25 protein-coding genes and 1 pseudogene are annotated in these 17,663 nt (G+C 42.1%); 23 read left to right on the top strand and 3 right to left on the bottom strand.

The window, feature by feature from the left end; genetic code table 11:
* The first annotated feature begins 28 nt into the window (after positions 1 to 28).
* The 19 genes and pseudogenes from C6W21_RS18135 (at position 29) to C6W21_RS18045 (ending at position 12,088) form a co-directional block, all read left to right on the top strand.
* Entirely contained in the window at positions 29 to 682 is a 654-nt protein-coding gene (locus tag C6W21_RS18135) for an adenylate kinase (protein ID WP_012008711.1), read from the top strand.
* The gene (gene map / locus C6W21_RS18130) at positions 679 to 1,425 is read left to right on the top strand and encodes a type I methionyl aminopeptidase (RefSeq protein ID WP_003217210.1); all 747 of its coding nucleotides are present in this window, start codon (positions 679 to 681) and stop codon (positions 1,423 to 1,425) included. Before C6W21_RS18135 ends, map begins: the two co-directional genes overlap by 4 nt.
* 27 nt (positions 1,426 to 1,452) lie before the next feature.
* Positions 1,453 to 1,756: pseudogene (locus C6W21_RS19315) on the top strand (KOW domain-containing RNA-binding protein).
* Positions 1,734 to 1,952 carry a translation initiation factor IF-1 gene (gene infA, locus C6W21_RS18120; RefSeq protein ID WP_003217190.1) on the top strand — a complete coding sequence of 73 codons (219 nt, stop codon included), beginning with the start codon at positions 1,734 to 1,736 and terminating at the stop codon, positions 1,950 to 1,952. The pseudogene C6W21_RS19315 and the gene infA overlap by 23 nt, the downstream one beginning before the upstream one ends.
* A gap of 31 nt (positions 1,953 to 1,983) precedes the next feature.
* Complete coding sequence (gene rpmJ, locus C6W21_RS18115; protein WP_003156543.1) at positions 1,984 to 2,097, top strand: 50S ribosomal protein L36; 114 nt, start codon at positions 1,984 to 1,986, stop codon at positions 2,095 to 2,097.
* Between the two features lie 21 nt (positions 2,098 to 2,118).
* On the top strand, positions 2,119 to 2,484 hold the full coding sequence (rpsM, locus tag C6W21_RS18110) for a 30S ribosomal protein S13 (protein WP_003217023.1): 366 nt from the start codon (positions 2,119 to 2,121) through the stop codon (positions 2,482 to 2,484).
* 20 nt (positions 2,485 to 2,504) lie between these two features.
* Positions 2,505 to 2,900 carry a 30S ribosomal protein S11 gene (gene rpsK / locus C6W21_RS18105; protein ID WP_008356548.1) on the top strand — a complete coding sequence of 132 codons (396 nt, stop codon included), beginning with the start codon at positions 2,505 to 2,507 and terminating at the stop codon, positions 2,898 to 2,900.
* Between the two features lie 175 nt (positions 2,901 to 3,075).
* A complete protein-coding gene (locus C6W21_RS18100) occupies positions 3,076 to 4,020 on the top strand; it encodes a DNA-directed RNA polymerase subunit alpha (RefSeq protein ID WP_003217009.1) in 945 nt (314 codons plus the stop codon).
* A gap of 75 nt (positions 4,021 to 4,095) precedes the next feature.
* Positions 4,096 to 4,458, top strand: a complete 363-nt coding sequence (rplQ, locus tag C6W21_RS18095; protein WP_003216944.1) for a 50S ribosomal protein L17 — start codon at positions 4,096 to 4,098, stop codon at positions 4,456 to 4,458.
* Between the two features lie 124 nt (positions 4,459 to 4,582).
* Entirely contained in the window at positions 4,583 to 5,425 is an 843-nt protein-coding gene (locus tag C6W21_RS18090) for an energy-coupling factor ABC transporter ATP-binding protein (protein WP_095286189.1), read from the top strand.
* Positions 5,401 to 6,270 carry an energy-coupling factor ABC transporter ATP-binding protein gene (locus tag C6W21_RS18085; RefSeq protein ID WP_106052157.1) on the top strand — a complete coding sequence of 290 codons (870 nt, stop codon included), beginning with the start codon at positions 5,401 to 5,403 and terminating at the stop codon, positions 6,268 to 6,270. Before C6W21_RS18090 ends, C6W21_RS18085 begins: the two co-directional genes overlap by 25 nt.
* Complete coding sequence (locus C6W21_RS18080; protein ID WP_106052161.1) at positions 6,267 to 7,064, top strand: energy-coupling factor transporter transmembrane component T family protein; 798 nt, start codon at positions 6,267 to 6,269, stop codon at positions 7,062 to 7,064. The genes C6W21_RS18085 and C6W21_RS18080 overlap by 4 nt, the downstream gene beginning before the upstream one ends.
* Positions 7,065 to 7,075: 11 nt before the next feature.
* Positions 7,076 to 7,819 (top strand): tRNA pseudouridine(38-40) synthase TruA, encoded by a 744-nt coding sequence (truA, locus tag C6W21_RS18075; RefSeq protein WP_106052164.1) that lies wholly within the window; start codon positions 7,076 to 7,078, stop codon positions 7,817 to 7,819.
* A gap of 166 nt (positions 7,820 to 7,985) precedes the next feature.
* Complete coding sequence (gene rplM, locus C6W21_RS18070; protein ID WP_003217042.1) at positions 7,986 to 8,423, top strand: 50S ribosomal protein L13; 438 nt, start codon at positions 7,986 to 7,988, stop codon at positions 8,421 to 8,423.
* A gap of 20 nt (positions 8,424 to 8,443) precedes the next feature.
* Positions 8,444 to 8,836, top strand: coding sequence for a 30S ribosomal protein S9 (rpsI, locus tag C6W21_RS18065; protein ID WP_003217273.1), 393 nt, complete (start codon positions 8,444 to 8,446; stop codon positions 8,834 to 8,836).
* A gap of 190 nt (positions 8,837 to 9,026) precedes the next feature.
* Complete coding sequence (locus C6W21_RS18060; RefSeq protein WP_106056828.1) at positions 9,027 to 9,551, top strand: GNAT family N-acetyltransferase; 525 nt, start codon at positions 9,027 to 9,029, stop codon at positions 9,549 to 9,551.
* A 98-nt stretch (positions 9,552 to 9,649) separates the two neighbouring features.
* Positions 9,650 to 10,396, top strand: coding sequence for an amidohydrolase family protein (locus C6W21_RS18055; RefSeq protein WP_106056826.1), 747 nt, complete (start codon positions 9,650 to 9,652; stop codon positions 10,394 to 10,396).
* Positions 10,397 to 10,427: 31 nt separating this feature from the next.
* The gene (locus C6W21_RS18050) at positions 10,428 to 10,901 is read left to right on the top strand and encodes a GNAT family N-acetyltransferase (protein WP_106056824.1); all 474 of its coding nucleotides are present in this window, start codon (positions 10,428 to 10,430) and stop codon (positions 10,899 to 10,901) included.
* A gap of 107 nt (positions 10,902 to 11,008) precedes the next feature.
* Entirely contained in the window at positions 11,009 to 12,088 is a 1,080-nt protein-coding gene (locus tag C6W21_RS18045) for a serine hydrolase (RefSeq protein ID WP_223260999.1), read from the top strand.
* Between the two features lie 37 nt (positions 12,089 to 12,125).
* Here the strand turns inward: C6W21_RS18045 and C6W21_RS18040 are convergent, their stop codons facing one another.
* Positions 12,126 to 12,695, bottom strand: a complete 570-nt coding sequence (locus C6W21_RS18040; protein ID WP_106052181.1) for a DUF4825 domain-containing protein — start codon at positions 12,693 to 12,695, stop codon at positions 12,126 to 12,128.
* 133 nt (positions 12,696 to 12,828) lie between these two features.
* Here C6W21_RS18040 and C6W21_RS18035 point away from each other — a divergent pair, with 133 nt between their 5' ends.
* The 3 genes from C6W21_RS18035 to C6W21_RS18025 all read left to right on the top strand — a co-directional run bounded on the left by C6W21_RS18035 (position 12,829) and on the right by C6W21_RS18025 (position 15,206).
* Entirely contained in the window at positions 12,829 to 13,272 is a 444-nt protein-coding gene (locus C6W21_RS18035) for a YbaK family protein (RefSeq protein ID WP_106052185.1), read from the top strand.
* Positions 13,273 to 13,330: 58 nt separating this feature from the next.
* Positions 13,331 to 14,044 (top strand): N-acetylmuramoyl-L-alanine amidase CwlD, encoded by a 714-nt coding sequence (gene cwlD / locus C6W21_RS18030; protein ID WP_024425615.1) that lies wholly within the window; start codon positions 13,331 to 13,333, stop codon positions 14,042 to 14,044.
* Positions 14,045 to 14,147: 103 nt separating this feature from the next.
* A complete protein-coding gene (locus C6W21_RS18025; RefSeq protein WP_106056822.1) occupies positions 14,148 to 15,206 on the top strand; it encodes an Mrp/NBP35 family ATP-binding protein in 1,059 nt (352 codons plus the stop codon).
* 38 nt (positions 15,207 to 15,244) lie between these two features.
* On the opposite strand, the gene gerD is transcribed toward C6W21_RS18025, so the two are convergent.
* Entirely contained in the window at positions 15,245 to 15,829 is a 585-nt protein-coding gene (gerD, locus tag C6W21_RS18020) for a spore germination lipoprotein GerD (RefSeq protein ID WP_003217144.1), read from the bottom strand.
* A 90-nt stretch (positions 15,830 to 15,919) separates the two neighbouring features.
* Between gerD and kbaA the strand changes: the two genes are divergently transcribed.
* Positions 15,920 to 16,522, top strand: coding sequence for a KinB-signaling pathway activation protein (gene kbaA / locus C6W21_RS18015; protein WP_106056820.1), 603 nt, complete (start codon positions 15,920 to 15,922; stop codon positions 16,520 to 16,522).
* Here kbaA and pdaB read toward each other — a convergent pair.
* Positions 16,515 to 17,279, bottom strand: a complete 765-nt coding sequence (gene pdaB, locus C6W21_RS18010) for a polysaccharide deacetylase family sporulation protein PdaB (RefSeq protein WP_106052192.1) — start codon at positions 17,277 to 17,279, stop codon at positions 16,515 to 16,517. The two genes, kbaA and pdaB, sit on opposite strands and share 8 nt — an antisense overlap.
* Positions 17,280 to 17,663 lie beyond the last annotated feature (384 nt).

The following is a 17,663-nucleotide window of genomic DNA, read 5'->3' as shown; positions in this document are numbered from 1 at the left end:
TCTCTAAGTAAGGAAGGGGAAATCCGAAATGAACTTAGTCTTAATGGGGCTTCCGGGTGCTGGTAAAGGCACTCAGGCAGAACGAATTGTTGATGATTATGGGATCCCTCATATCTCAACAGGAGATATGTTCCGCGCTGCTATGAAAGAGGAGACACAACTTGGGCTCGAAGCAAAATCCTTTATCGATAAAGGAGAGCTTGTTCCTGATGAGGTCACAATCGGTATTGTTAGAGAAAGACTTGGCAAAAATGATTGTGAACAAGGTTTCCTTCTGGACGGATTTCCGCGAACAGTCGCTCAGGCTGAAGCTTTAGAAGACATTCTAAAGGACCTTGGCAGAACGATTGATTATGTCATTAATATTAAAGTCGATAAAGATGCTTTGATGGAGCGTCTGACTGGCCGAAGAATTTGCAAAAATTGCGGAGCGACATATCATTTAGTATTCAATCCACCTGCGAAAGAAAATGTTTGTGATAAGTGTGGAGGCGAGCTTTATCAACGTGCAGATGATAATGCAGAAACCGTTTCGACTAGACTTGAAGTAAACTTAAAGCAGACTGAACCTTTGCTGAACTTCTATTCAGAAAAAGGATATCTTGCAAACATTGATGGTGCGAAGCACATTAATGATGTATATGCAGATATCAAGGACCTGCTTGGGGGATTAAATAAATGATTATCTGTAAAACTCCTCGCGAGCTTGAGATTATGAGAGAAGCTGGACGCATTGTCGCACTGACTCATGAAGAGCTGAAGAAACACATAAAACCAGGTATTTCGACAAAAGAATTGGATCAAATTGCCGAACGTTTTATTACAAAGCAGGGTGCAATCCCATCTTTTAAAGGGTATAATGGTTTTCGCGGGAGCATTTGCGTTTCGGTGAATGAAGAACTCGTTCACGGTATTCCTGGTAAACGGGTTTTACGTGATGGTGACATCATTAGTATCGATATTGGCGCAAAGTTAAATGGCTATCATGGTGACTCTGCTTGGACTTATCCAGTTGGGGTAATCAGTGATGAAGACCGCAAACTACTGGAAGTCACAGAGGAATCTCTATATAAAGGCTTACAGGAAGCAAAGCCAGGCGAACGTCTGTCGAACATTTCCCATGCCATACAAACGTATGTAGAAAATGAGAATTTTTCAGTTGTTAGAGAATATGTTGGACATGGGGTCGGACAGGATCTTCATGAGGACCCTCAAATTCCTCATTATGGTCCGCCCAACAAAGGCCCGCGGCTAAAACCTGGAATGGTGTTGGCCATCGAACCGATGGTGAACGCAGGCAGCCGATATGTGAAAACATTGGCTGATAACTGGACGGTTGTAACGGTTGATGGGAAAAAGTGTGCTCACTTTGAGCATACGATTGCGATTACAGATACAGGTTTTGATATACTGACTAAGATTTAGGTCTTCACTGAAGCCTTTCAGACCCAAATCGGGCAGGTTGTCTGTATAGTCCAAAGGAAAGAACAAGATCAGTATACAGGTGTCATCGGCATGTTCGGTGCCATGTACTAATCGCAGACGGAGAAAAGCGTAAATTTCATTCTCCTAAGAAAAAATATCAATCATATAACCTTTTATGGTTGCGTATCTCCGGAAGTTCAGAACAGTATATTCAAAACAGGTCGGGTGATAGATGGACAATTGAGATGATCTCATTTGGACATTTGTCAGAGAGCAAGTTACTGATTTGAAGAAGGGAGAACACTTGAATGGCGAAAGACGATGTAATTGAAGTGGAAGGTACTGTAGCAGAAACTTTGCCAAATGCAATGTTCAAAGTTGAACTAGAGAATGGTCATACAGTTTTGGCTCATGTATCAGGAAAAATCCGTATGCACTTCATTCGCATTTTACCTGGAGACAAAGTTACGGTAGAATTATCTCCATATGACTTAACTCGTGGTAGAATTACGTACCGTTACAAATAAAGCAACTCCGGAAGAAGGAGGTTGGAAACACATGAAAGTGAGACCATCTGTTAAACCTATCTGTGAAAAATGTAAAGTGATTCGCAGAAAAGGAAAAGTAATGGTGATCTGTGAAAACCCAAAACATAAACAAAAACAAGGCTAATAACAAGGAGGTGCCCAAATCATGGCTCGTATTGCTGGTGTAGATATTCCACGTGATAAACGTGTTGTCATTTCTTTAACATATGTTTTTGGAATTGGTCGTACGACTGCGCAACAAGTCCTTAAAGAAGCAGGTGTTTCTGAAGACACTCGCGTTCGCGATCTAACTGAAGACGAACTTGGTAAAATCCGTGATATCATTGACAAACTTAAAGTAGAAGGTGACCTTCGTCGTGAAGTTTCACTTAACATTAAGCGTCTAATTGAAATCGGAAGCTACCGCGGAATCCGTCATCGTAGAGGACTTCCTGTTCGTGGACAAAACACAAAAAACAACGCGCGTACTCGTAAAGGACCGCGTCGTACTGTAGCTAACAAGAAAAAATAAGTAAAGGAGGTAGTTAAAGAATGGCTGCTGCTCGTAAATCAAATACGCGTAAACGTCGCGTGAAAAAGAATATTGAAGCTGGAATCGCTCATATCCGTTCCACTTTCAACAACACGATTGTAACGATTACTGATGTTCATGGAAACGCAATTTCTTGGTCAAGTGCTGGTGCATTAGGATTCAGAGGTTCTCGTAAATCTACTCCTTTCGCTGCACAAATGGCTGCTGAAACTGCTGCTAAAGGTTCTATCGAACATGGTCTTAAAACACTTGAAGTAACTGTTAAAGGTCCTGGTTCTGGTCGTGAAGCTGCAATTCGTGCGCTTCAAGCTGCAGGTCTTGAGGTTACTGCAATCAGAGACGTAACTCCAGTTCCTCATAACGGATGCCGTCCACCAAAACGTCGCCGCGTGTAATTTGTTTGTATAGATTTTGTGTCCCTGTCAATAATGGGTTATGATACAGTTATTTATGAGACGAATACACGACTCGTTGCCTGAGCACATACGGGACTAAACAATGAGGAATTTCGGATGGAATCTCATATGATTCTATTCGAGGTTTCGACGTTTTGAAGGAGGGTTTTATTAGATGATCGAAATTGAAAAACCAAAAATCGAAACGGTTGAAATCAGCGACGATGCCAAGTATGGCAAGTTTGTCGTAGAGCCACTTGAGCGTGGATATGGTACCACTTTAGGGAACTCCCTTCGTCGTATCCTTTTATCCTCACTTCCTGGTGCAGCTGTAACATCGATCCAGATAGATGGTGTCTTACACGAATTCTCAACGATCGAAGGCGTGGTTGAAGATGTTACAACGATTATCTTAAACATTAAAAAGCTTGCACTCAAAATCTACTCTGAAGAAGAGAAGACGCTTGAAATTGATGTACAAGATGAAGGTACTGTAACAGCTGCTGATATTACACACGACAGCGATATTGAAATCTTAAATCCAGATCTCCACATCGCAACTCTTGGCAAGAATGCGAGCTTCCGTGTTCGCTTAACTGCACAAAGAGGTCGCGGGTATAATCCTGCTGATGCAAACAAAAGAGACGATCAGCCAATCGGTGTGATTCCGATCGACTCAATCTATACACCTGTATCTCGTGTGACTTATCAAGTGGAGAACACCCGTGTTGGGCAAATCACAAACTATGATAAATTAACACTAGATGTATGGACTGATGGAAGCACAGGACCGAAAGAAGCGATCGCTCTAGGTTCTAAGATTTTAACTGAACACCTGAATATTTTCGTTGGGTTAACTGACGAAGCTCAGCATGCTGAAATCATGGTTGAGAAAGAAGAAGACCAAAAAGAAAAAGTGCTTGAAATGACAATTGAAGAGCTTGATCTTTCTGTTCGTTCTTACAACTGTTTGAAGCGTGCGGGTATTAACACTGTTCAAGAGCTTGCTAACAAGACAGAAGAGGATATGATGAAAGTTCGTAACCTTGGACGTAAATCTCTTGAAGAAGTGAAAGCGAAACTAGAAGAACTTGGACTGGGTCTTCGTAAAGACGATTGACTAGTTTCATTGTGAACTAGGATTTTCGTGTGTTTTTTATTCATACAGCATCTCTAACTAAGGAGGGGACATCACATGGCATACAGAAAGCTAGGACGCACTAGTGCACAACGTAAAGCAATGCTTCGTGACCTAACGACTGATTTGATCATCAACGAACGCATCGAAACAACTGAAACACGTGCGAAAGAACTTCGCTCTGTAGTTGAAAAAATGATCACTCTTGGCAAACGCGGAGATCTTCATGCTCGCCGTCAAGCTGCAGCTTACATTCGTAATGAAGTAGCTAACGCTGAAACAAACCAAGATGCACTTCAAAAATTATTCGCTGACGTTGCAACTCGCTACGAAGATCGCCAAGGTGGATACACTCGTATCATGAAGCTTGGACCTCGTCGCGGCGATGGCGCACCAATGGCTGTCATTGAATTAGTTTAATCATATAGCGTGTATCTAAGAAAGGGCGGGACAGTTCATAACTGGATCTATGCCCTTTTTTAGATACTACGGCTTTTTAGCAATAAGCAAAGAAGAGGTTGAGCTGAGAGGAGGTCCGGTAGAGATGGGGAAGACATTAATTGACGTAAAGGACATTGTATTTCGTTATCACAAGGATGCGGACAAGCCCGCTTTAGATCAAGTGTCATTGCATGTGAATCAAAATGAATGGCTCGCCATTGTTGGCCATAACGGTTCAGGTAAATCCACACTTGCCCGTGTACTGAATGGGCTCATTTTACCGGATGCTGGAACGGTCAAGGTTGGAGAGATTGAGCTCAAAGAAGAGAGTGTTTGGGATGTTCGCAAAAAGGTCGGAATGGTCTTTCAAAACCCAGATAACCAATTCGTTGGCTCAACGGTTCGTGATGATGTGGCTTTTGGTTTAGAAAATAACGGGGTTGAGCGGGAATTGATGATAGAGCGTGTAGATTGGGCTGTCAAACAGGTCAATATGCAGGAGTTTCTTGATCAAGAGCCGCACCATCTATCAGGCGGGCAGAAGCAGAGAGTCGCCATTGCAGGTGTGCTTGCCGCAAGCCCTGACATCATGATCTTGGATGAAGCAACATCGATGCTTGATCCGATTGGCCGTGAAGAAGTGTTAGAGACTGTTAGACTACTGAAGGAACAAGGCACGGTCACAGTCATTTCTATCACACATGATTTAGACGAGGCCGCCAAGGCAGACCGGGTCATTGTAATGAATGGCGGGAAAAAATTTGCCGAGGGAACCCCAGAGGAAGTATTTGAACTAGATGAACAGCTGGTTCAGATTGGACTTGATCTGCCATTCTCCTATCGGTTGAGCAAACAATTGAAGCAGCAAGGTGTACCGCTTGCAAATGCCCATTTGACACAAGAAGGATTGGTGAAAGAGCTATGGACATTACGATCAAAGAACTAGAGCATCGTTATCAAAAGAAAACGCCGTTTGAGCGTCTCGCTTTGTATGATGTCAATGCTTCCATCCAAGAGGGCAGCTATGTCGCTGTCATTGGTCATACAGGCTCTGGCAAGTCCACGTTGCTGCAGCACTTAAATGGATTGCTCAAACCAACGAAGGGGAGCATTGCGCTTGGAGATACCGTCTTACAAGCCAATAAAAAGCAGAAAGATTTAAAGTCCCTCCGGAAAAAAGTAGGCATCGTGTTTCAGTTTCCTGAGCATCAGCTCTTTGAAGAAACGATCCTTAAGGATATCTGTTTTGGTCCGATGAATTTCGGTGTTCCTCAGGAAAAGGCGGAAGCGAAGGCAAAGGAAATGCTGAAGCTGGTCGGTCTTCCTGAATCCCTATTATCTCGATCTCCCTTTGAACTAAGCGGCGGTCAAATGAGACGTGTGGCGATTGCGGGTGTTCTAGCGATGGAGCCAGAAGTGCTTGTGCTTGATGAGCCGACTGCAGGATTAGATCCACGCGGACGGAAGGAAATCATGGACATGTTCTATGAGCTTCATCAAAAGGCAAACCTCACCACGATTCTGGTCACACACAGTATGGAGGACGCCGCTCATTATGCGGATCAAATGATTGTGATGCATAAAGGAACGGTGAAGGCGACAGGTACGCCGAGAGAATTGTTTGCCAATCGTACAGACATGTCTTCGTTTGGTCTCGACCTCCCAGAAACGATTAAATTCCAGCAGACTGTAGAAGAAAAGCTGGGCATTACGTTTCCAAGGCCGCTTCTGACCATGGATGAAATGGCAGAAGCCTTAACAGCTCTTTATCAGGAGGACACGACATCATGATGGATAGTATGATTATCGGCAAATATGTGCCAGGTTCATCCTTTGTCCATCGTCTTGATCCAAGGACAAAGCTGTTATCAATTTTCTTTTTTGTCTTTATTGTCTTTTTTGCTAATAATTACATCACATACGGGCTTTTAGGTGTCTTTACCATCCTTGTGGTGATGGTTTCTCAGGTGCCGCTATACTTTATTCTCAAGGGAATGAAGCCGATCCTATGGATTGTCCTGTTTACCTTCATTCTGCATATCTTCATGACAAAGGATGGCGCCTTGCTATTTCACTTTGGTTTTTTGAATATTTATGAAGAAGGTCTAAAGCAAGGGATTTTCATTTCACTCCGTTTTGTCTATCTCATCATGATGACGACACTTCTGACGTTAACCACAACGCCTATAGAAGTGACAGACGGTATGGAAAAGCTGCTTCACCCATTCCGTAAAATCAAGCTGCCTGTTCATGAGCTTGCTCTCATGATGTCCATCTCTCTTCGGTTTATTCCGACTTTACTAGAAGAGACGGACAAAATCATGAAGGCACAAATGGCAAGAGGCGTTGATTTTACTAGCGGACCTCTTAAAGATCGTATGAAAGCAATCGTTCCTTTACTTGTCCCGCTTTTTGTCAGTGCGTTTAAGCGTGCAGAGGAACTGGCGACTGCTATGGAAGCAAGAGGCTACCGCGGAGGGGAAGGGCGGACGAAATACCGCCAGCTTGTCTGGGGCATGAAAGACACGTTCTCGCTGCTTCTATTCATCCTGTTAACAGCACTCCTTGTGCTTCTGAGAAATTAGGTGATTCCTAGATGAAGGTCAAATGTACCGTATCCTACGATGGGACACATTTTAAAGGCTATCAGGTGCAGCCTGGGCAGCGGACTGTTCAGACGGAGATCGAGTCTGCCCTTGCAAGAATGCACAAACAGGGTGAACTGATTCCGATTGTGGCTTCTGGCCGCACGGACAGCGGTGTCCATGCGAAGGGGCAGGTCATCCATTTCGACACCCCGCTCTCGATCCCGATGGAGAGATGGCCATTTGCCCTCAACAGTCTCCTGCCGGATGACATCAGGGTTCTAAAGGCTGAGGAAGTGGATGAGTCGTTTCATGCACGTTTTAGTGTCGTTTCGAAGGAGTACCGTTATAAGGTCTCAACGGAAACGCACCAAAATGTGTTCACGAGACAGTATGCCTGCCACTTTCCTTACCGGCTGGATGCAGACAAAATGAGAGAAGCAGCTGGGCACCTCATTGGCACACACGACTTCACAAGCTTTTGTGCGGCCAATACAGAGGTTCAGGACAAGATGAGGGAGATTTACACCCTCGAGTGGAAAAACGTCTCAGACGGGCTTGAAATGCGTGTGAGAGGAAATGGCTTTTTATACAACATGGTGCGAATTATCGCTGGAACGTTACTTGAAATCGGATCTGGTAAATTTCACCCTGAAGAGATAAAAGCCATGCTTGCCGCCCGAAATCGCGAAGCGGCAGGCAAGACTGCGCCTAGTCACGGACTGTATTTATGGGAAGTTTTCTATGACAACTAAACCAGGTGTAACATGTTCTTGACACAGGAAGCAGAAAGTTATAAGATATCATATGGTATGTATTTCAACCCCACAAATAAGCCCCGGAAGACTTATCTTGTGTTTTGAAATAGAACGTAGCATTTGATTCAAGGAAAAATCATTGATTTATTTAGGAGGGAAACTCATGCGTACAACACCAATGGCGAACGCAAGCACAATTGAGCGCAAATGGCTAGTTGTTGATGCGGCAGGCAAGACTCTAGGTCGTCTTTCTACTGAAGTAGCATCACTTTTGCGCGGTAAGCACAAACCAACTTATACACCACACGTTGATACAGGTGATCACGTCATCATCATCAATGCTGAGAAAATCGAATTAACAGGTAAGAAATTGACGGACAAAATTTACTACCGTCACACGATGCACCCAGGTGGTTTGAAACAAAGAACTGCTCTTGAGATGCGTACAAACTACCCTGAAAAAATGTTGGAGCTTGCTATCAAAGGTATGCTTCCAAAGGGTCCATTAGGCCGTCAAATGTTCAAAAAATTAAATGTGTACCGTGGTTCTGAGCATCCACATCAAGCACAACAACCTGAAGTTTACGAACTTCGCGGTTAATTATAAGGGAGGTTAACAATTTGGCACAGGTTCAATATTACGGTACAGGTCGTCGTAAAAGTTCTGTAGCGCGCGTTCGCTTAGTTCCAGGTGAAGGCCGTATCGTCGTTAATAATCGTGAAATTACTGAATACATTCCATTCGCTGCTTTAATCGAAGACGTGAAACAGCCTTTGAACATCACAGAAACAGCTAACAGCTACGATGTTCTTGTAACGGTTCACGGTGGTGGATTCTCTGGTCAAGCTGGAGCAATTCGTCACGGTATCTCTCGTGCTCTTCTAGAAGTAGATCCTGAGTACCGTACATCACTTAAACGTGCTGGACTTCTTACTCGTGACCCTCGTATGAAAGAGCGTAAGAAATACGGTCTTAAAGGCGCACGTAGAGCACCTCAGTTCTCAAAACGTTAATCAATTTTATATTGTATGGACGTTTTACAAAGGTTTGTTACAGACAAACCTGATAACAAAAGCATCAGCATCCTGCTGGTGCTTTTTTTTATGTGATAGATAATGACTGGTCAGTTCCTTTTGAATACGTATAAAATATGAGTATAGAAAGTTTTCTGTTTAAAAGACGATTTTTTATGGAGGTTGTCCTATGAATCTAACAACAGAAAGGTGTCTCATTCGTCCATTTGCTGATGATGATTGGCAGGATGTCTATGCATATACATCTGATCCGGCAGTGATGATGTATATTCCGGAAGGTGTATTTTCTAAAGAAGATGCGAAGGAATTTGTCAAAATTAATCGTCATGAAAATGCTAAGTATGTCGCTGTTCTAATAAAAGAAGATCATACATGCATTGGCCATATCGCGTTTCATCCGTACTTTGGTGAGCACACATATGAAATTGGGTGGGTCTTCAATCCTGCATATCACAACAAAGGCTATGCATCAGAAGCGGCGTTTGCTGTACTAAATCATGGCTTTCACACAATGAATTTACATCGGATCATTGCCACTTGTCAGCCTGAAAATGTGCCATCTTGGAGAGTGATGGAGAAAATGGGGATGAGAAGAGAAGGATATTTTAAAAAGTGTATACCACAAGGAAATGAGTGGTGGGATGAGTTTTACTATGCCATCTTACGAGAGGAATGGTTCATGAAGAGGGCTTGATAAGTTTTCATGATATGAAGTAATTCGTCATTCCAAATATCCCTTGGCTTTCACTGTTGATATAATCAGGTCAAATAAGCGGAAGAGGGGCGCCGAGCATGAGGATCTTTGATGCACATTTTCATATCATTGATTTTGATTTTCCCATTCAAGAAAACCAAGGGTACACACCGCCTAGTTATGTGGTGAATGATTATAAGAGAGAGACGGCTGATCTTGGGATTGTAGGTGGAGCGATTGTGTCGGGGTCATTTCAAGGCTTTGACCAAGGCTATTTGTTGAAGGCGCTAGATGAACTGGGCCCAGCTTTTTGCGGCGTGACTCAATTACCTTTTACTGCAACTGATGATGAAATTGTTCATTTGGATCAACATGGGGTAAAAGCTTTACGTTTTAACGTGGAGAGAGGCGGTTCGGAGGATATTTCGAAGCTCGATTATTTTGCGAGAAGGGTGTATGAACTGGCGGGATGGCATAGTGAGCTCTACATAGACGCTAAGCATCTCCCTGACATCTCATCTACGCTTGAAAAGCTGCCGGCCGTTTCAATTGATCATTTAGGCTTATCGGAAGAAGGCTTGCCGCATTTGCTCAAGCTGGTTGAAAAAGGGGTTCGTGTGAAAGCAACAGGTTTTGGACGTGTTGATTTAAACGTCGAACATGCGCTGACGTCTATTTATCAAACGAATCCTGATGCCCTTATGTTTGGAACAGACCTTCCATCCACAAGGGCAAAGCGTCCATTTGAATACGGTGATGTTGAGTTGATTCAACAGCTTTTTGATGAAAAAGCAGCTGATCACATCTTATATAAGAACGCACATCATTGGTATTTTGGTCAATAAGTTCCACTTCATTTCATAGGAGGTGCGTTCTTTGGATTTAAGTCAAATGACTTGTAGAGAAGCCACGCGGGAAGATCTCGACAGGATCGTCTTCATGCTTTCAGATGATATGTTAGGTCAAAAAAGAGAGCGCTACACTCAACCATTATTAGAAAGCTATATCAAAGCCTTTCACTCAATAGATGCTGATCCAAATATTGAACTCATTGTTGCGTGTGATCAGGAAGAAGCTGTCGGTGTTCTCCAATTAACCATGACGCCATTTCTTACACATCAAGGAGGATGGAGAGCATCAATAGAAGGAGTTCGTACGGCTTCTACTCATAGAGGAAAAGGAGTCGGCGCGCTGCTCATAAAATGGGCGATTCAATGCGCCAGCGACCGCGGATGTCATATGGTTCAGCTAACAACAGACAAACAGAGGCCAGATGCACACCGTTTTTATGAAAAATTAGGGTTTGAAGCCACGCATGAAGGAATGAAGCTACATCTCCTCCATGAATAAGAACACCAAGAAGCGAAGGGTTCACTTGCCTTTGCTTTTTTGTGCCTTTATTTGAAATATTTGTTATATTAAATATATAAATCCTCAATTATTTGGAAAGGAGAAACATGTTACTCAAAATCGGTCTAGTTGTCTTAGGTGTGGTCATACTTTACGTGGTGGTTGATGTCTTGCTGTATAAAAAAGATATGAAGAAAACGAAGGAAGATCTTTTGACATTTGTCACAAAAAACAAAAAGGACGTATCAGTGACAATCATTGAAAATGAAGATGTGGTATTAGATTGGAATGGTCATCAAAAAACACCACTTGCAAGTACGGTGAAATTAGTGGTTTTGTTTCATTTTGTTAAAGCTGTATCCAGCGGTGACATCAAGCTAGATGAAAAAGTGGCATTGTCTGATATAGAGCGGTTTTATATTGATAGAACAGACGGAGGTGCTCACACGTACTGGCTGGAGGTCAACGATTTTTCTGAGCATGCAACTTTATTAGATGTTGCCAAAGGGATGATGCAAGTCAGTTCGAATGCTTGTACTGATTATTTGATTGACCGGCTCGGCTTAGATAAGATCAATGATCGGATGAAACAAGCGGGTCTTACAGAACATGATGAACTCATGCCGCTGACACCCAAGCTGTTGTGGCCAGCCTATGTATCTAATCATCGGCGGGATGCATTAAAGAAAATGAGCGGTGTAACTGATGAGCAATACAAATCTCTGATGATTGAGATTTTTAATATCATGAAAAATAACCCAGAGCAAAAAAAGGCGTTAGAAGAAAAAATGATGAAAAAGAACTTATTAAGCTTGCGTATTCAATCATTACTGACGCAAAAGATGACAAAGTCTACAACGAATCAATATGCACATTTTATGAAACGTCTGCAGGATGAGCTGTTAACAACAGAAGAAAAGCGTCTTTTTAGCCAAATTGTGCTGGGGGAAACATTGAAGACGGAAACAGATCAATACCTTTGGTATAAAGGCGGAGCAACATTGTTTGTTTTCACAGGTGCTTTATATCGAAGAACAGATACATCCTCTATATCCATCTCTCTTTTTATCAATGATCCGAAAGCGAACAATTCTCACTGGATTGAGGAAGTATTCAATGAATTTATGCTTACTGCAGCAGTGGATCAAAACTTTAGACAACGTTTAATTAAGGCTTTTACTACATAATCATCAAAAAAACAGAGGGAGATACCCCTCTGTTTTATTATTTCTGCATTGGAAACACTTTGTATACATCTTGGCGTTTCTCTTTTGACTTCACAACTCCATCAACCAGTTCCTTTTGCCAAAGCGCTGTATCGTCTTTGTAAACTTTAAAAGAGTGAGGGAGCTTTTTTTCTAGCTGTTTTCTTTTAAACGTGACGGACGGCTCGTCTTTAGAGCTCATATTAAGTGTTACTTGCTTTACGTTATCGATAAGAATAAAAAGTGCCAATGCATTATATAAGTAGTTTTTTTCAATGGTATCCTTCTTATCAAACCAAAATGTATCAAATTGTTCTTCTGTATAATTGGCATTTTCTTTCACGCCGTATGTCACTTTTAGCTCTTTTTCATCTACGATTTCAAACTCACGAATCACGTTACCTGGAAGATCTGATAAAATAGCGCCAATTGCTCCGTTGTCTCCAATATAAGAATTTTTGTGCTTAGAAAGCTGTTTTAAGGATATGTCTTCTATTCCTTTTATGTCGCTCTTCTGCTCGGTCGCGTGACTGCTGCATCCAGATAGGACGACTGTTAATAGCAGCAGGATATACATCCATTTCTTCATTGATTTTGCCCCTTTTCCATTCTTTCTATATAAGAGTTCATTTTATCACAATTTTCCATTCCGATTTCCATTTACTGAACTGCATGTTTTGTTCAAACCAACGAACAATACAAAGAAAAAAGGAGTTCAGTCCATGGCAGAAGTTCTTTCATTTTATCAATTGAAAACAAAAAGAGATGTCACGCTTGAAAAGAAGCTGTTGCGTACATTGTCTCTTCAACAAGTGACGGTCGCTTCTGAGAAATTCACGAAGAAACTGTTCCCATTTGCAGATGATCCAGCCGGTATTATGAGTGATGGCTGTATCGATTTCGCCATTGAAGCTTTTTTAGCAGGTGGGAAATACGGTGAGTCAAGTAAGTACAGTGAATCGTTCGATGATATGAAGAAGCGGTCAATTCATGAGGAAGATGAGCTGGTTGAAGAGCTGGCAGGGTGTTTGCAATCGTGGGGAAATATGTTCCGAATGGAGCGGAAGATGTCATGTCTGTATCCATTTGCGAGGGATTTTTTAAGCATGTGGTGGCAGGAAGGCTTTCGAGAATCACAAAAAAGGCATAAGCTTCGGCTGCACTAAGCATATTTCCAGCCCTTGTCCCATATCTATAAAATAATGGTGTATGGGAGGGACAGGGATGAAAAGAAAGCTGAAATGGACAGGGTTTTTAATCGGGTTTATTGTCCTCTTATTCTTATTCAGGTTTCAATTTCTAAATGATGATTCGTGGAAATCGTGGAATTTGCCTCTAAGCGGGAAGATCATCTATCTAGATCCAGGTCATGGTGGTCCAGATGGCGGGGCCGTAGGAGGAGAGCTGCTAGAAAAAGAAATTGCACTGGATGTATCCATGAAGATACGTGACTATTTACAGGAGCAGGGAGCGCTTGTTCTTATGACCCGCGAGGATGATTCTGATTTATCATCAAAGAATACAAAGGGATATGCCCGGAAGAAAGCGGAGGATTTGAGGAACCGCGTAAAAGTCATTAATGAGTCTGAAGCGGATCTCTATTTAAGCATTCATTTAAATGCGATCCCATCGAACAAATGGAGCGGAGCGCAGACGTTTTTTTATGGAAAGTATGAAGAGAATGAAAAGGCAGCGAAGTTCATCCAAGATGAATTACGCAGGAATCTTGAAAACACAGATCGAAAGGCGAAGCGGATCAATGGCATTTATTTAATGCAAAATGTCACAAAGCCAGGAGCCCTTGTGGAAATTGGATTTCTCTCCAACCCGAAAGAGGCAGGTCAGCTGGCAACACCTAAATATCAGGATCAAATTGCTGCCTCCATTTATAAAGGCATTCTCAGATATTTAACAGAGCAAAAAGAGCCGCCTGAATAAGGGGCTTTTTCCTTTTGATCGCAGGCAAACAGGACAGACATTGTAAGGATATGTATGATATACTTGGATTGTAAACGAATTCAATAAAGGGTGAGGTTCTGCTATGATCGGACAAGATGATGTGAGAAAACTAGTTGGGAAGATGGACGAACCTTTCCTTCATATACCGCTTGGTGAGCTGGATGCCATCAAAGAAATCAGCCTAAAGCCTGAAAAAGAACATGTGAGCTTAAAGGTGGCTATTGCCAAAACGGGCACTGCTGAGCAAATGAAGCTGCAGCAAGACATCGTAAAAGCCTTGAAAGCAGAGGGTGCTAACACAGTAGGACTTCGTTTTGAAGAACTTCCTCAGGAAACACTTGAAAGGTTTATGCCGGCACAAGATGAGGAAGAAAACCTGCTCAACTCTAAAAATCCGCCTGAGTTCTTAGCGATAGCGAGTGGAAAGGGCGGCGTTGGGAAATCCACCGTGTCTGTTAACCTTGCTGTAGCGCTGGCTCGTCTAGGGAAAAAAGTCGGACTGATTGATGCAGATATTTATGGCTTTAGTGTACCGGATATGATGGGAATCACCGTCAGACCAACGGTTAAAGGGGAAAAAATTATTCCTGTGGAACGCTTTGGTGTCAAAGTGATTTCAATGGGCTTTTTTGTTGAAGAAAATGCACCGGTCATATGGAGAGGACCGATGCTTGGTAAAATGCTAAATAACTTCTTCCACGAAGTCGAGTGGGGAGAATTAGATTACTTACTATTAGACCTTCCGCCTGGAACGGGAGATGTGGCGCTTGATATTCATACAATGCTTCCAAGCTGTAAAGAAATCATTGTCACAACACCGCATCCTACAGCTGCCTTCGTTGCTGCTAGAGCAGGCGCAATGGCACTGCAAACAGATCACGAAGTGCTAGGGGTCGTTGAGAATATGAGCTATTATGAAAGCAAAAAAACAGGTGAGAAAGAATACGTCTTTGGAAAAGGCGGCGGGGACAAGCTGGCAGAAGAACTGCGTGTATCGGTCCTTGGCCAAATTCCTTTAAGACAGCCTGATTGGAATGAAGATGATTTTGCTCCATCCGTCTATGATGCGAGTCATCCAACAGGAGAAGTGTATCAACACATTGCGAATAAAGTCATTGAACAGTTAGCAGTAAAAGCATAATGAAAGCCCGAGTGGATGTATGTTCACTCGGGTGATGTTTAACTGCCGCTTTCTTCGCTTCCTTTTGAACCGGAATCACTGCTTTCAGATGCTGCTTTTTTAAGCTCATCTTCGAATTTCTTCTTATAAAGAGGACTGCTTAATGTTTCTGTAATGACTTTTTCTAAGTGCTTTCTGAACTCTTTGCTTTTCACCAGTTCACCGTATTTCTTTTCCATTTCAGGATCCTTGAGAATATCCATCATCAATTGCTGATAGTCAGGGTCCTTCATTAACTGTTTTAACATCTTTTCATGCTGTTGCTGCATTGATTTTGCGAAAGTCTCGGCAAATTTAGAATCCTCAAAGACCTTCTTCCAGAACTCTTTGCCTTTATCAGAAGTCAGTGTTTTCTCTATCGTTTTTTTCACAGTTTGTTCATCCATTACCAAAGCTTCATTCATTGCCTCGTCATTTAATAACTGTTGAATGGCCTTTTTACCGTCATCTGTCTTCAATATATCGACGACCATTTTCTTTGTTTCGTCATAGTCCATATTAGATGAGGATTGGGTTTTGGGAGCACAAGCTGTTAGAGATAAAAGAAGAAAACAGCTCATTATACGCAAGATGCCTTTTGACATACTGTGGCTCCTTTCGTTACATGTCTTACTTTTAATATGAATGTTTCACGTAAATTTATACATAACAAAAATAGGGGTTGGATCAATTCAATGAAAAGTCGGGATTTAGTTCGTTTTTTCTTCTCTGTGCTAGCTGTTGGAGCGGCCATTACAAGCGTAGTAGGCTTTGCACTGGAGTGGGGGAAATATCAGAAGCTTTTTATATCGTTTGAAATTCTAGAGATCGCATCTGTATTGTTTTGGTTCATTGGTGTGGGGATGATCTTTAGTGTCATTAGCCAGATGGGGTTTGTTGTCTTTTTGACGGTGCACCGGTTTGCGCTAGAGATATTCCGGTCACATTCTTTATGGAATACCATTCAGCTGTTTCTTGTGATCTTTGTGCTGTTTGATTTAGCTTACTTGCGATTTTTGTTTTTCGGGGAGAATGAATCATTTCTTCCATACCTATGGCTGCCTGTCTTTATCGGTGTGTTCGCATTGATCGTGGCTTACTTTAAACAGCAGCAGTCCTCTAAGAAAACTTTTGTTTCCGCAATGTTTCTCATGGTCGTCATCACGTCGTTAGAATGGTTCCCGGCGCTCAGAGTCAATGAAGAGGACTGGCTGTATTTGATGCTATTCCCGCTATTAGGCTGTAATGCGTTTCAGTTATTAGCTATGCCGCGTTTTTCAAAGGCGAAAACTACTTAACTTCCGATGACCTTGTTTTGGTATTGGAGATCAGTTCGCCAACCGTCACATTTTTTAAATTCTTTTCTTTGATTTGTTTCAAAATAGCTGGTAAGGCTTGAGCGGTTTGGGTTGCTGAATCTGAGGCGTGCAGGAGAACAATGTCTCCGCTTTTCATTCGATCATTTACATTCTGAACAATCTGGTCGACGCCCGGATTCAGCCAATCCTGCGAATTGACGCTGTAATGGACAACTGTATAACCGTACTGTGTGGCAATTTTCAATGCTTTTTCGTTAAATTGGCCAGTTGGCGGTCTTAATAGTTGAATGTCATCTAGTCCAAGCTTTTGAAATGAATTTTGTGCCCGGACAAGATCTCGCTTGATTTCACTGTCTTCAAGCTGGCTATAATTTTTATAAGCATAGCCAAGGCTTCCGATTTGGTGGCCGTCCTCTCTAATTTGTTTGACGATATCAGGATGACGCTCAGCCCAAGAAGCAGACAGAAAGAAAGTAGCGTTCTTTATATCATACTCTCGAAGGACATTTAAAATAGGAACAGCCTTCTCATCTCCCCAGCCGATATTAAAAGTGAGGGAGACATGTTTTGAGGAAGTCTCGCCTTTATAAATGGCTCGGGGTCCGTGTTCTGTTTTAAATACCGACAGCGGCGGTGCCTTTTGTACATAAAAAAAGGTTGCAGCTGCAAGGGCTGCTACAAGAATAATGACAACTTGCTTCAGCCGTTTAATAGGCAACACATATAGTCGACTCAATTCAAACACTCCTGCCTTGTCCGAGATTGTTACTTGATTGTATGCAGGACAAGGGTTTGAGATGCACGATAAAACTATTTCAAAAAAAATTTTGAAAAGGCGTTGACCAATAGAAAGTTTTCGTGATATGTTATTAATCGTCGCTGACACACGGTGACAAACACAAAACGCTTCGGGAAATAAACTTAAAAAAAGTTGTTGACATAAGATGAAGCGAAATGTTATATTTTTAAAGCCGCTAAGAACGGCGAAGATGATCTTTGAAAACTAAACAAGACAAAACGTACCTGTTAATTCGAGTTTTTATAAAAAAATCCTATGATATATCATAGGTAGTCAGTCAAACGCTGACGAAAAACAAAACTTCGGTTTTGTACTTTTTCG

It is taken from the genome of Bacillus sp. NMCN1, from assembly GCF_002998085.1.
Lineage (GTDB): Bacteria > Bacillota > Bacilli > Bacillales > Bacillaceae > Bacillus.
Note: the sequence above shows the minus strand (reverse complement) of the source record. Positions and strands in the feature narration are given on the sequence as shown.